This window comes from Streptomyces sp. NPDC090032 (assembly GCF_044748025.1).
GTDB lineage: Bacteria > Actinomycetota > Actinomycetes > Streptomycetales > Streptomycetaceae > Streptomyces.
On the sequence record NZ_JBIVFF010000025.1, the window covers coordinates 17,498 to 30,514 of the forward strand.

Below are 13,017 nucleotides of genomic sequence, written 5' to 3' on the forward strand. Positions count from 1 at the left end.
TCGGTGCGCGATCTGGGCCCGCCTGTAGTCCTCGTGCTCGGGCTCAGCGTGGTGTACTCGGCCGACTCGGACAAGGTGCCTGATCTCGACCTCGCGCGCGCGAGGAAATGCCACGGATTTGAGACTGATCATGGGTGACAAGGCCGTGAGAAAGCCAAGAACGCCCAGGTCACGCGAGATCGACATGTCACGAGCGGCGAGACCCTGCATGCCCCCTGAGTGGCTGTCAGAGCGCTTGTGAGGTCTGGCTGGTGTTCCTTGGTCACGGGTGGAGCGTGTTCGGGCGCTGGTGGGGACCTGGGCGGTTCGGGGCCGGGGGCTGGCCTCGGGTGTAAGGGGTCGACGGTTGCCGCTCGGACGGTTGCTGCTCGGCGGTGTCGTGCTTGGTGTGACTGAGTGCCTCAGTCGGCCCTCCTACTTCCCCACAGGCAGGATCCCCGTAACGGCACCCGCAGGCAGGATCCCCGTAAGGGCACCAAGAGGCAGCGTCCTCACAAGGGCATCCACAGCCGGCAGCTGGGCGAGGGCGCCCACAGGCGGGCCGGCGTCGGCAGGGGCGGCGTGAGCGGGGGCAGCTACCACGATGGAGGCTGCCGTAACGGCCAGGACAGCGAGTGTGCGCTTAGCTGTGTTCATGGCCTGCCAACGGCGTTGAGTCGCTTGCGGTAACGGCTCGCCCCTCCAATGGCTGTCGCCTCAAGTGGCCAGGGCCCTTTGAGCGCCGTAGTTGGCGGAGGGGCTGGTGATGGGTGGTGTGGTGTCAGAGGTGGTTCGGTACCGGGATGTCAGCGGTGGTGGCGGGTTTGTGGTGGCAGGGGCCGTTAAGTCACTGACATTGGCCAAACGGAAGAGGCGGATGGGAATCCGAAACCTTTGGAGGGGCGCACTGACGCGCGGAGTGGAAGCCTACTATCGGAATGAGCACGGGGATGCCCCGGTGACGCTCCGTTCGCCCGAGGACGTCGACAACTTGATCGACGATCTTCTTGCGAGTGACTGTTCGGAGAACATGGCTGTCCTGCATAGCCTGGAACGGTCGCTCATGCCCTCAGGATTTCCCGATCACGAGTTGATGGTGGGGGCTAACGGGGAACTCCAGGTCGGAGTTCTCGCCTTCATGGATGACGGAAATGTCGTCTCTCTTGGACCCGCCGACGGGCGCGGTGAAGCGAGTTACTCCATCATGGGGAATATGACTGAATTTCCCGAGAGGTCGGAAATTCCTATCTCGCTTGTGCGGCAAGCGGTAAAGGAATTCTTGTCGTCTGCGGGGAAGCGCCCGGCGTGTGTTGAATGGCAAGTGCCGGAATTTTGGTGGAAGCGAGACCCTGACCAGAACTGATCTCAGTGGGCCGCCGACCTGCCGGTCGGTGGCCCATCACGCATTCTCGTGGAGGTCTGTAAGCCCAAGTGATGGGCGTCGTGGGTTTTTCAGTGTGGTGACGCCATAGGTTTTCACTGCTGGTGGGGACTGGTGGGCCAATGGGCATGGACGGGCCTTCGCCTTGAGGCGTTCGTGCGGCCGGGGTGGGGATGCCGGACGGGATGATGCCATGGGCTGTGGGATGTGAAGCGGCAATGGTCCAGCTGATGGCGGTGGATAGCCGTGGAGAAGACCATCGTCGCCATCGAGTCCAACGAGTCCTTCGGCGGCTGGACCAAGACCTTCACCGATCCCTGCCTCTGCGCGGCTATCGTCGACCGCCTCACCTTCAACGGCAGGATCATCGAGAACCGGCACTGACTCCTACCGTCTCGCCAGCACCCGGGCATGAGCTGCGGAGCCAGCGAAGGCCGGCTGAGCTCAGGGCGACCACACATACGGTGTCGTCGTGGTGACCGCGTGCAGGCCAAGGCGGGTGAGGATCGGGGCGCTGTCGGCTGAGGCGTCGACGTAGACGTAGGGGACGTCGCGGGCGGCAGCGCGTTGGGCTCGGTGGGCGACCATGGCCCGGTAGATGCCCTGTCCGCGCCATTCCTTGAGCGTTGAGCCGCCCCAGAGGCCGGCGAAGTCGATGCCGTCCTTGAACACCAGCCAGGCGGCGCAGACGACTTCGGTGCGTGCCTCGGCGACGAGGACGATGGTGTTTTCGGGGGCGTTCTCGATCCGTGCGGCCAGGTCGTCGGCGAGCCAGCCCCAGTCCTCGCCCCAGACGGTGCTCTCCATGGCGGCGATGCGCTGGAGGTCTGATCTGGCGGTGACGCGGCGGAGGGTCACGCCGTCGGGCAGGACGGGGTCTGCGGCAAGGTCTGCGGACTGCCCGATGAGCACGGTCTCGCTGTCCTCGGCGACGAAGCCGGCTGCCGTGAGTCGGTCGGTGAGGTCGGCGGGAAGATCATGGGCGCGAGTCTTCCATTCGACCGCCTCACCACGGGCAGCGTAGAAGTCACGCTGCTGCGCTATGAGCGTGTCGAGTTCTGCCCCGCACACGCCGAGGTCGCGTGGGCCCGTGACGAAGCCACGGTGCCAACCGACGACACGGGTCAACGGGCCGTCCTTTTCGATGCGAGCGCTGCCGCCAGGCGGGGTGACACCACGGAGTTGGGCGTCGTACGCGGTGCGGAGTTCGTTGATCAGAGTGTCCTTCACCCGAGCACCGTATGGACCGGGTCAAGTGATTGAACGCCGGTCGAAACCGCGCGAGCATCGGTTGCACTCTCTCACTGCCGCTACCTGTCTCGCCGGTCAGCCGCCCTGAGGGTGGCTAACCGTCCACACGTGCGCATCCGCACAGTGCCGTCATTTCTCGGGTCTGGCACAGATCTTGGGGAGCGGTCACGGAGGGTGGTCGCGGTGTTCGATTGCGATACACCGAGCGGGTGTGAGACCGCGTACGCCGCGCGGCGCCAAACAGCAGTAGTGACGCTCCGTCAGGAATCCGTGCATCTCTATCGCATGTGGCTGTGGCCTGTGGCGGCGCTGGTTCAGCTGCTGGATGGCGGCTTCCAGTTCGTCGTGCGCGCCGAGTTGGGCCAGGGTCTCGAAGCGGTGGCGCCACAGGACCTCGCGCTTGCGTCCGGTAACGGCGCGGGGCCAGCGGGCCGGTCGGGTGACAGGCCGACCGGCGGGCTGCGTACGGGGCAAGCATGGCCTGTCCGGAGACCGACTTCCGGATGCCTGCCTTGCCTCCGGACAGGAGTAGTTGTGAACCGTCTTGGCCGTACGGCGACGTTGACCACGGTGGTGCTGGCGCTGTGCGGCGCCGCGGTCGCGCCGGGCTCCAGCGCCGAAGCCTCGAATGAGGCGAGCACGTACATGGTGGTCCTGAAGGACTCGGTGACCGACCCGGCCGCGACCGCGGCCAAACATGTCAGGACCTACGGCGGAGCCCGGACCGCCGTCTTCACCCATGCGCTGAAGGGGTACGCGGCCAGGATGACGGCCGCGCAAGCCGCCGACCTGAAGGGCGACCCGTCGGTGCGGTTCGTGACGACGGAGCGCACCTTCCGCCTCCCGCCGGAGCCGCACCGAAATCTCGTGGGATGCAAGGAAGCGCAGGACCCCGGGCAGTGCCTTCCCGACTGGGCCGACCGCATCAATGCCGAGCGGTCGTCCACGCGCTCAGGCGACGGTCGAGGCTCGGTGAACGTGAATGTGGCGGTGCTCGACTCAGGTATCGCCGGCGATCAGCCTGACCTGAATGTGAAAGGCGGCGTGGACTGCCTTTCCGGTAGTCCGGTGACGCCGGGAAACAGTCTCAGCGACCCGGACGGACACGGCACTGAGGTCGGCGGTGTGGTGGGAGCCAAAGACAACAACATCGACGTCGTGGGCGTCGCCCCCGGTACACCGCTGTGGGCGGTCAAGGTAGCCGACGAAAACGAGCAGATCACGGAGTCTGCAGCATTGTGCGGGCTCGACTGGGTCACTTCGACCCGTACGGACAACGACCCCGCGAACGACATCGCGGTTGCCAACATGAGTTACTCGGGCCCCGGGAGCGATGACGGACGCTGCGGAACGGTCAGTCAGGACCCTGAGCACCTTGCCGTCTGCAATGCGACGCAGGCAGGCGTGACCCTCGTGGCCGGCGCGGGCAACGTGCACAATGACTTGGCTCAACGCATCCCCGCCGCATATCAGGAGGTGCTCACTGCGACCGCCATGGCGGACTTCGACGGCCGTCCGGGCGGTAAGGCGGTCGCGGAGTGTTACGGCTTCGACCATGGCTTTGTCGGCAACGCGGATGATCAGGCTTCGCTGGAGTTCAGTGACTTCGCCAGGTCATCGACGGATCGTCAGCACACGGTGGCCGCCCCCGGCGTGTGCATGGAAACGACGGAGCCTCCCGGAAGCACCATCACATGGGTTGACGGCACAAGTTACGCCTCCCCAGTCGTGTCCGGAGTAACGGCACTGTGCATCGCTAAGGGAAGGTGTGGGGCCGGCTCTCCGGCCCGCAACCTGCGGACCATCGTGAGCGACGCGAAAAAGTACAACCACGCCAATCCGCGCTACGGATTCTTCGGCGATCCCCTCCGGCCCATTCCGGGCCGCTACTACGGGTACCTCGTAGCCGCCGACCGCTACTGAGTCGGCATCCCCTCCAGCGTCAGGGCGGCTCACGTTGTCGGTGAGCCGCCCGATTCTTCCGGACAGGAGCAGTTGTGAACCGTCTTTGTCGTACAGCGGTGTTGACCACGATGGCGCTGACGTTGTGCGGCGCTGCGGTCGCGCCGAGCTCCACCGCCGAAGCCTCGGACAAGGCGAAGACGTACGTGGTGGTCCTGAAGGACTCGGTGACCGACCCGGCCGCGACCGCGGCCAAGAACGTCGGGAGCTACGGCGGAGCCCGGACCGCCGTCTTCACCCATGCCTTCAAGGGGTACGCGGCCACGATGACGGCAGCCCAAGCCACAGCCTTGAAGACCGATCCAACGGTGCGGTTCGTGGCCGACGGAGGCACATTCCGTCGCGGACCGCTGTCGCCCGAGAAGCCGGCGCGATGCAAAGGGTCGTCAGGAGATGTCGGACAGTGCCTGCCGGATTGGGCGGACCGTATCGATGCCGAGCGATCGTCCACGCGTTCCGGTGACGGTCGAGGCTCGGTCGACGTGAATGTCGCGGTGCTCGACGACGGAATCGCCGCCGATCAGCCCGACCTGAACGTCAAAGGTGGCGTGGACTGCCTCACCGGCAGCCCTTTGACACCGGGGAACAGTCTCAGTGACCCGGGCGGGCACGGCACAGCGGTCGCCGGCGTGGTGGGCGCCAAGGACAACGACATCGGCGTCGTGGGAGTCGCCCCCGGCACACCGCTCCAGTCCGTCAAGGTCCTCGATGACAATGGCGACGGCTCCACGGCTTCCGTGTTGTGCGGGCTCGACTGGGTCGCCTCGACCCGCACGGACAACGACCCCGCCAACGACATCGCCGTTGCCAACATGAGCCTGTCAGGCCCTGGAACCGACGACCGGAGCTGTGGAACGGTCAACCAGGATGTCCTCCACTTTGCCGTCTGTAACTTGGTGCGCGCAGGAGTCACCCTCGTGGCCAACGCAGGCAATGAGCACTACGACTTCAGTGGCTCGATCCCCGCCTCGTACGACGAAGTGCTCACCGTGACCGCGATGGCGGACTTCGACGGGCAGCCCGGCGGCAAGGCGGCTCCCGACTGCTACGGCTTCGACTTCGGCCTGCTGGGAGACGCGGATGACGAGGCGGTCCTGGGACTCAGCAACTTCGCCAAGTCGCGGGCGGACAGCCGGCACACGGTGTCCGCCCCCGGATCCTGCGTCGAGACCACGTACCTTCCGCCATCCCGTTTCGCAATCGTGAGCGGTACGAGTTTCTCCGCTCCAGCCGTGGCCGGAGTAACGGCACTCTGCATCGCGAAGGGCAGGTGTGGCGCCTCCACTCCGGCCCGCAACCTACGGACCATCGTGAGCGACGCCAAGAAGTACAACCGGGCCGATCCGCGCTACGGATTCTTCGGCGACCCTCGCCGACCCATCCCCGGCCGCTACTACGGAGACCTCGTATCCGCCGACCGCTACTGACAGCGCTACCTCTCCCTCATCGGCGATCCCTGCGCGAGGTGGACCACGGCGGTCACGGTTCCCCACCCCCCTGAATTCCACCGACCGGGCGCGGCTGCGGGAGTCCCTGGAGCTCCGCTTCCCGCTGGGCGGATCGCACTCGCACGGCTTCACCCCCACCTGTCCCTCGGCCGTACCCCGGAGCCGCACCTCCTGGCACGCAAGGTAGAGGCCCTCCTGGGCCCCATGACGGCCCGGGCCGACGAGTTGGTCGTGCTCTCCCGGCGCGGCGACGAGCCGATGCGGGTCCGGGCCCGCGTCCTGCTCGGCAGCGGCGACATACGTCACCCGGAGAATCCGGCCCTTCCGGGCAACCCTCCGCCGCACCGCCCGTCTGGTCCGACGCGCACGGGCTTCGGCCGGCCCGGCCGGCATGCAACGAAGTCGTGAGTACGCACCCGCGCCTTCTGCAGCGGCGTGGCCGAGAAGGCGCTCGCCGGTCTTGACCGGGGCGAGCGGGCCGCCGTCGAGGCGGTGCGCCGGCTCACCGAAGCTGGTGACGGTGTTCTTCCCTCACCGTCGGCCGAACCGCTGACCGGCGACGCGAAGGCGTGCCTACCTTTGCGCCTGGTGTCCGAGGTAGGAGTCCGGGGCCATATGAAGCGGGGACCCGTCGCCGTTCTGAGACCGATCAGCTTGGACACAGCGTGAGACGGCCTCAAGACCAGCAGGTCACGGGCTCTGACCCTCCGGATGGTCCTCCTCTGCTGCGCAACTTCTACGGTCCGGTCGAGTGGTCCGCTGCCCGCTCTGGAGGGAACTCTCCTGCGCGGCACGAGTGATCCTTCGATGTGACGTCGAGAGTCTGAAGCGCTGTGTCTCAGAGGCTTGCGCCGCGTGGGGCTCGTCCGGCGCCTGGAAGCTGCCACAGGACTTCCCCTTGATGTTGGTCATCGAGGCGTGCCGGTAGGCGTCACGACGTTCGTGCAACGCTCCGTTGTAGAGCGAGCAGTGGTCGCGCAGCATCTCGCTTGAGCGCCTGAGTGTGCCGCACGGTGGGCCACATGACGAACTTGTACGCACGAATCACAAAGCCCCCGTTCGGCTCTTGTGAGCAAGATAACCGAGGCCACCGACACCCCCTCCGCAGACGGAGCATCCATGCACGCACGACCGTCAGAACAGCACCCGTACGCCGCCCTGACGACCCACATCGGCCGCTGAACCTCGTCGAACGCACCCCCGCCGACATCGAGGCCGACGTCCGAGCCGCCGCGCCGCCGGGAAGGAACCGTCGCCGGACCGGACGTCACCACCGATGCCACCGGCCTGACGCTTTTCGCGACGGTGCGGCGCGCTGACGAGCCGGGGTGATCCCCGCAGCCGGCATCGTGTTCCTCCCTGACGCGGCATCGGTCGTCAGTCGAGGCCTTCGATGATGCGGAAGTCGCGCTCGACGCTGTCAGCGAGTACGGCCAGTGCCTCCTGGTAGGCCGCACTCACGCGTGCGGCGACCGCCTGTTCGAAGCTGTCGAACTCGATCAGGACGGTGCGCTCGGCGATTCCGGCGTCGTGTGCGACGACCCGGCTGCCGCGGGAGAGCAGCCGCCCGCCCGCGGCCTTGACGGCTGGACCGGCCAGCTTGTCGTAGGCAGCAAGCCTCTCAGGGTCTGCGATGGTGCGGTAGACGCTGACCCAGTAGCCCTTGGCCACGGTACCTCCTGTGTTCGGAATTGATGATCAGAAGCATGCTCGGATCCATGGCCGACGCGCTGTGGGTCAGCGAGCCGACGGAGACGGGGTGGAAGTCGGACGGCTTCGATCAACCGGCCGGGGGTGCGATCGGATTGGTCTCGGGTGAGCGTCGGCGGGCGAGGACGAGCCAGAGCCGGTCGAGTCGATGACTGGCCTCGCCGGAAGGGCCGCGGCCCGGACTGGAACGAAGAGGGCCGACAAGTAGGCACGAGTCGCACCAGTACGACGTGATCGGCCATCAACCCTGAGCCCCTGCCACAGGTGCCGCCAGAACTGGCCGGGCTCTCACAGGAGCAGTTGGACCTGCTGCGGACCGGCACCCTCGCCTTGAGCGCGCAGGCCTCATCGCATGACCGTGCGCACGATCGCTGCCTGGCCGCCGACTCGGATCCGGTGTCCCATGCGGTCGCGGTGGGCGGTCGCTGTGATGGTGGACGGGCTGCCGAGGTGATCACCCATGTCGACAGCGAGGCGGTGTGTGCCGAACCCGGCAGCATGCGCTGCCAGGCAGGCCGTGCTGTTGGCGTTGGCGATGTCCTCGGGGACGCCGATCGACGGGGCGAACATCCGGGCTGCTGCTCGGCCGTGTCGGTTGGGGGGCGAGTAGGCGTAGCAGCCCAGCAGACCGTAGCGGTCACAGGCTGCGCGCAACAGGGTTAGGTCCGGAGTGAGTTCGGCCAGTGCGGCGCGGGATCGGATGGGCAGCAGAAGCCTCGGCCGGCCGTTCGACGCCACGCAGGCATCGCCGGCTACCGCGTCCTCTGTCAGTCCGAGGCCGCCTACGACTGCCCTCAGTTCGGGTCCACCGGTGCTACGCAGGCTGATCGGGCCCGGGTCGAACGACGCCGTCAGGCCGTCACCGTTTCGGCTTGCCCGACCGTCGAAGCTGCGGTGGTCCGTACGCAGGACGGCGCGGTAGTCGTGGTCGCCGCCTTCCCGTTCGGCGAGCACGGTGAGGGCGGCGACGGTGCCGTGTCCGCAGGCGGGCAGTTCGCCCTGGGCGGTGAAGAACCGCAGTGTGTACGCGGGCTGACGACGCTCGATTCCGGTCGCGCGGAGGAAGACGGCGTGCGATGTTCCCAACGCCGTGGGAATGCGGCATCGCTCCTCGTCGGTGAACGGCGCATCATCCAGAACGGCGGTCGGGCTGCCACCCACGCCGTCTCGCTGACACGCGACGACGACCGCTACTTCGGACATGGCATCGGGCCGGGGGTCAGGAGCATGGTCAGGTCCAGTGCGGGCGCGCTGTGCGTCAACGCCCCGACGGAGATGAGGTCGACGCCCGTCCCGGCGATGGCGAGAACTGTGTCCAGGCGGATGGTGCCCGAGGCCTCCAGCAGGATCCGGGAAGCGTCGGCCCGCCCGGCCCGGAGCTTCACGACCTGCTCGATGTCGGCCACCGGCATGTTGTCGAGCATGATCCAGCGGGCTCCGGCGTCGAGGGCCTCGGTGGCCTGTGTGACGGTCTGCACCTCGACATCGCTTTCCACGGTCTGCCCGGTGCGCGCCATCCCGCGCCTGACCGCCTCGATCGCAGCGGTCACCCCGCCCGCCGCGGCGATGTGGTTCTCCTTGAGCAGGACCATCGCCGCGAGATCGAGGCGGTGGTTGTGGCCGCCGCCGGCGGTGACCGCGTACTTGTCCAGGGCGCGCAGGCCCGGCGCCGTCTTGCGCGTGTCCAGGATGCGCGCCCCGGTCCCTGCCACAGCTTGGACGTAGCGGTCGGTCAGCGTCGCGATGCCGCACATGCGCTGCAGGAAGTTCAGGGCCGTACGCTCCCCGGTGATCAGGCTGCGCGCCGAACCGGACAGGTGCATCAGGACCTGGCCGTCGGCCAGTCGGGCGCCGTCGGCGACGGCCGGCTCGACCTTGACCTCGGGGTCGACCTGCGCGAAGACCTCGGCGACGACGGGGAGGCCGGCGGCGATGCCGCTTTGCCGGGTGCGGATCTCGGCCGTGGCCACCAGTTCCTCGGGAACGCTCCACACGGTGGTGATGTCCTTCCCTGACGCGTCCTCGGCCAGGGCGGCAGCGGCGGCGGCCCGTGCTGCCGTCGAGGGAAACTCGGTCGTGGTCATCTGTTCTCCACCTCTGAGTGGATGTTGGCTTGGTGGCGGAAACCGCTGACGAGACAGCGCTGAAGTTCCGCTGGGACGGTTCACAGGACCTGGTGGATCCTGTACTCGATCTCCCGCGTGCGGTCACCCGTCCCCCCGCCGCGAACAGGTTCCGAGTGAGCCGTCCGTGCGACTCGGCGTCGACGTCGAACTCGGGGCACCATGCGCATGTACCGGTCCTCCCAGCCGGTCTCGCCTCCTTCGACACGGGCTTTCAGGAACGCCTCTCACCCAGGGTCGTCGGGGCAGGTGCCGCAACAGCCTCCTCCGTTTCGATTTCCGAAGCGGTCGCCGATGCTAGCGTGTCGGTATTCGAAGCATCAACCCTGGAGAGCTGGACATCCCGACATGGCAACACCCAGGCCTGGCAATCCTGTTCGCGGCTCGACCACCGGCCGCCCCCTCATGGCCGCACTCGATCTGTTCGGGCGGCGGTGGAGTCTGCGCATCCTGTGGGAGCTTCGCGCGGGCCCGCTTGGATTCCGCCCCTTGCAGAAGCGGTGCGACGACATGTCCTCCAGCGTTCTGCGGCAGCGCCTGACCGAACTGCTGGATGCCCAGGTGATTCACCAACTACCGGACAGCCGCTACGAGCTCACCCCGCTGGGACAGGAGGCGCGCCACGCCCTGAACCCCCTCGCCCGCTGGGCGGGACGCTGGGCGGCCACTATCGACCCGCAAGGGGCGGACCACACCGACGACCAGTCCGCCAGCCGCGTCTCACATCCGGACACCGTGGACGACGGGACGCCGGAGAGGGGCTCCGCGGACTGACGCCCCGCCTCGGATCGGAGGCGGGGCGGGACCACCGGGTCGCGAGGTTGCCGTGGCTCGGCCGAGCGCCGGGGACAGGCGCGAAACCTCCGCCGATCCTCGTGGAAGCAACTGCCAGGCATCCACGGCGGTGTCGTACGAACCGCGCACCGCCTCGAGTACCAGCCTGGGCACCCCGAGACTGTGCCGTTCGTGCGGCAGGCCGAGCACCTCGTCGGCCGGATAGCAGTTGGCCAGGCCCGGCTCCCTGAGCACGCACCGGGTGACCCTCACCGGCCCGATGACGGTGGCCAGTTCATGGTGATGCGCGCTCGCCGGCCGCGTGCGCCCATCGGCGGGGGCCGCACGGGAGCAGGTAGCCAGCGCGGTCAGCTCCGCCGCCTCGGGGCGGGCGCGCAGATCAAGGTGGGCCTGCAGCAGCAGCCGGGTCAGCTCCCAGCCCCGTGCCGCGGCCGTCTCCTCTACGTCATGATGGGGCAGGGCCAGCGTGGCAGGGCCGCTGAGATCGGAGATCAGCTGAGTGAAGATTCAGCGAGGCTGCGACCGTATGGTCAGCAGCACTTCTGTCGTGCGCCGCAGACGATCTCCGTCCAGCTGAGCGTTCACATCAATGTATTCCCGGCCAGCCGCCGGCGCGGTCTTGAAGAGCCCGAACTCCACTCCCGGAGCGCGAATCGCCGATGCTCCGCCGCACAGGTGCAGATCAGCAGGGTCGGGTCCGTCGCCCAACGTGAAGCGCCCATCTCCCAGGTGATCGCTGCTGCCGCTCAGAAGCTTCTGCGAGCGGAGGAATTCCTCGAGGTCAGCGGCCGTGCTCTTGAAACTGGCCGCCAGCAGTAGGCCGTTGTCTGTGCGGGCCGACAGGTGCGATATGTAGTGAAGATCCGTGGCGTTCTCCGGCCGGGGAACAGCGACGTAGGAGAGCGCGGGATCCAGGGCAGCCTCGCTGCCGTGGCAAGCCCGTGGATCGTCAAAAGGGTGCCCGCCCCGGCCGAACGCGGCCCACGCACCCGTTGCCAGCCCAGCCGTTAAAGCCAGGGCGGCTACCACACCCCCGACCCTCCGCTTAGTCACCTGTGCCCTCCCCGACGCGCCCGCAACTCTGATTCCTCACAGCTACCAGTTCGTGCGCCTCCATGTCGCACGAACACACGGTCTCCTGACTGCCGGAACCCAACTCTGGACCTTCCACCAGGTCAACCGCGGAGCCGCTACTACGTGATTGAGGAAGGCGCGATGAGTATCTGTACGGATAGCGGTAGTCCACAGAGTTGAAGACGATGACAGCCATGACCAGCGCCCCGTGGATCGTGATGCTTGTCCCGGCAGTTCTGTTGGCTCTCACCTTCGTTCTCTGGCGTGGCGTGCCGACTTCACGCCGTCACCAGAGATCCCGCATGCGCCGTGTCCTCTTCCTCCCTCTTGGTGTCATCCTGATGCTGGTCCTCGCATCGTGCGGGCGCGCGACCAGCGAGAAGACCGTGCACCGTCTCGCTGGCAGCCCAGAAGCAGTAAGGGCACGCCAAGCGGCCGGGTCTGCGACCCGCGACGTCATCGCTGCCTGGGACACCGATACCCCGCTCACGCTCGGTCTCGTCGTGGTGGAGGACTCCTGCGCTGGCGGGCAGGCACCGGAGTTGTTCTTCCCCAGTGGCGCCGACCGGTACAAGATTCGCTGCACGATGTACGTCACGGCCTACTTCGGCGCCGACCCCCGACGCGTGGCCGACACCATCGACGGTGTTCTCAGCGCAGGGGACCGGCCCGGATCCCCCATCCCTTTCGGCCACGACTTCCAGTACGCGCGCACCGTCGTTGACTACTACCGGGGCAAGGCAGGCGACCCCCAGGGACCAGGGACCGGCGAGCCGAAAGAGCTGTTCAGCGCAGGCACAGTCACGCTTAACTGGGACCAGGTTCGTGCCGAAGGCGCGAGTGCACTGATGGAAGAGCCACGCACGTGCACGCCCCATGATCCACCGGTGCGGCGCTGCCTGCGCGAGCCGGCCACCAGCAGCGTCGCTGACCTGCGCCGCACCTATGGGATGGTCTTCAAACTCACCTTCCCTGCCAAGGACTACTTGACCGTCTGGAAGTAGTCAGCCTGACATCGATCAACGGCCCGTGGGCCTTGGCGGATCGTCCGCCGAAGTTCGGCACCGATACCGCGCTGTACGAGCCTGTTGGTGTCAGCCACTGATCTCTCAGTCGCCGCACGCGGCCTTGACAAGCGCCTCCTCCGGTTTGCCGGGTGACGTGCTATAGCCGCGGATCGTAGGCGGCAATACGCTGCGCCCATGAACCTGGGGGATATGGGGCGTGGGATCTTCGCTGTTGGACACGGCGGCTTGGCGCCCCTCAAGCGTCACACAAGTGCGGGTTGGTCGTC

At 67.2% G+C, this 13,017-nt stretch carries 11 protein-coding genes and 2 pseudogenes; 7 read left to right on the top strand and 6 right to left on the bottom strand.

Going from position 1 to position 13,017, the window contains the following annotated elements:
* The first annotated feature begins 937 nt into the window (after positions 1–937).
* Together ACIPWY_RS38710 and ACIPWY_RS38715 are read left to right on the top strand one after the other, a co-directional pair.
* Positions 938–1,342: an Imm1 family immunity protein gene (locus ACIPWY_RS38710; protein WP_393705809.1), complete on the top strand. Its 405-nt coding sequence runs from the start codon at positions 938–940 to the stop codon at positions 1,340–1,342.
* A 267-nt stretch (positions 1,343–1,609) separates the two neighbouring features.
* Positions 1,610–1,775 (top strand): annotated as a pseudogene (locus tag ACIPWY_RS38715) (ATP-binding protein); the annotation flags it as partial.
* A gap of 29 nt (positions 1,776–1,804) precedes the next feature.
* Here the strand turns inward: ACIPWY_RS38715 and ACIPWY_RS38720 are convergent.
* Positions 1,805–2,590 carry a GNAT family N-acetyltransferase gene (locus ACIPWY_RS38720; RefSeq protein WP_393705808.1) on the bottom strand — a complete coding sequence of 262 codons (786 nt, stop codon included), beginning with the start codon at positions 2,588–2,590 and terminating at the stop codon, positions 1,805–1,807.
* 555 nt (positions 2,591–3,145) lie between these two features.
* Between ACIPWY_RS38720 and ACIPWY_RS38725 the strand changes: the two genes are divergently transcribed.
* The 3 genes from ACIPWY_RS38725 to ACIPWY_RS38735 all read left to right on the top strand — a co-directional run bounded on the left by ACIPWY_RS38725 (position 3,146) and on the right by ACIPWY_RS38735 (position 6,429).
* Complete coding sequence (locus ACIPWY_RS38725) at positions 3,146–4,534, top strand: S8 family serine peptidase (RefSeq protein ID WP_393705807.1); 1,389 nt, start codon at positions 3,146–3,148, stop codon at positions 4,532–4,534.
* 98 nt (positions 4,535–4,632) lie between these two features.
* On the top strand, positions 4,633–6,000 hold the full coding sequence (locus ACIPWY_RS38730; RefSeq protein ID WP_362910241.1) for a S8 family serine peptidase: 1,368 nt from the start codon (positions 4,633–4,635) through the stop codon (positions 5,998–6,000).
* Positions 6,001–6,225: 225 nt separating this feature from the next.
* Positions 6,226–6,429, top strand: coding sequence for a hypothetical protein (locus ACIPWY_RS38735; protein ID WP_362910239.1), 204 nt, complete (start codon positions 6,226–6,228; stop codon positions 6,427–6,429).
* A 489-nt stretch (positions 6,430–6,918) separates the two neighbouring features.
* On the opposite strand, the pseudogene ACIPWY_RS38740 reads toward ACIPWY_RS38735, so the two are convergent.
* The 4 genes and pseudogenes from ACIPWY_RS38740 to nadC form a co-directional block, all read right to left on the bottom strand.
* Positions 6,919–7,069 (bottom strand): annotated as a pseudogene (locus tag ACIPWY_RS38740) (RNA-guided endonuclease TnpB family protein); the annotation flags it as partial.
* Between the two features lie 329 nt (positions 7,070–7,398).
* A complete protein-coding gene (locus ACIPWY_RS38745) occupies positions 7,399–7,692 on the bottom strand; it encodes a DUF1330 domain-containing protein (protein WP_393705806.1) in 294 nt (97 codons plus the stop codon).
* A 384-nt stretch (positions 7,693–8,076) separates the two neighbouring features.
* Positions 8,077–8,892, bottom strand: a complete 816-nt coding sequence (locus tag ACIPWY_RS38750) for a PhzF family phenazine biosynthesis protein (RefSeq protein WP_393705805.1) — start codon at positions 8,890–8,892, stop codon at positions 8,077–8,079.
* 29 nt (positions 8,893–8,921) lie between these two features.
* Positions 8,922–9,815, bottom strand: a complete 894-nt coding sequence (nadC, locus tag ACIPWY_RS38755; protein ID WP_393705804.1) for a carboxylating nicotinate-nucleotide diphosphorylase — start codon at positions 9,813–9,815, stop codon at positions 8,922–8,924.
* Positions 9,816–10,259: 444 nt separating this feature from the next.
* Here nadC and ACIPWY_RS38760 point away from each other — a divergent pair, with 444 nt between their 5' ends.
* The gene (locus tag ACIPWY_RS38760) at positions 10,260–10,628 is read left to right on the top strand and encodes a winged helix-turn-helix transcriptional regulator (protein ID WP_401536924.1); all 369 of its coding nucleotides are present in this window, start codon (positions 10,260–10,262) and stop codon (positions 10,626–10,628) included.
* 528 nt (positions 10,629–11,156) lie between these two features.
* Here ACIPWY_RS38760 and ACIPWY_RS38765 read toward each other — a convergent pair.
* Positions 11,157–11,678, bottom strand: coding sequence for a hypothetical protein (locus ACIPWY_RS38765; RefSeq protein WP_362910227.1), 522 nt, complete (start codon positions 11,676–11,678; stop codon positions 11,157–11,159).
* A gap of 239 nt (positions 11,679–11,917) precedes the next feature.
* Between ACIPWY_RS38765 and ACIPWY_RS38770 the strand changes: the two genes are divergently transcribed.
* Positions 11,918–12,727, top strand: coding sequence for a hypothetical protein (locus tag ACIPWY_RS38770; protein WP_393705802.1), 810 nt, complete (start codon positions 11,918–11,920; stop codon positions 12,725–12,727).
* Positions 12,728–13,017 lie beyond the last annotated feature (290 nt).

What these genes read in the sequence shown, in the direction of transcription:
- ACIPWY_RS38735 (WP_362910239.1), top strand. Translation starts at nt 6,226, where the DNA reads ATGACGGCCCGGGCCGACGAGTTGGTCGTGCTCTCCCGGCGCGGCGAC.
- nadC (WP_393705804.1), bottom strand. Translation starts at nt 9,815, where the DNA reads ATGACCACGACCGAGTTTCCCTCGACGGCAGCACGGGCCGCCGCCGCT.
- ACIPWY_RS38760 (WP_401536924.1), top strand. Translation starts at nt 10,260, where the DNA reads ATGGCCGCACTCGATCTGTTCGGGCGGCGGTGGAGTCTGCGCATCCTG.
- ACIPWY_RS38770 (WP_393705802.1), top strand. Translation starts at nt 11,918, where the DNA reads ATGACCAGCGCCCCGTGGATCGTGATGCTTGTCCCGGCAGTTCTGTTG.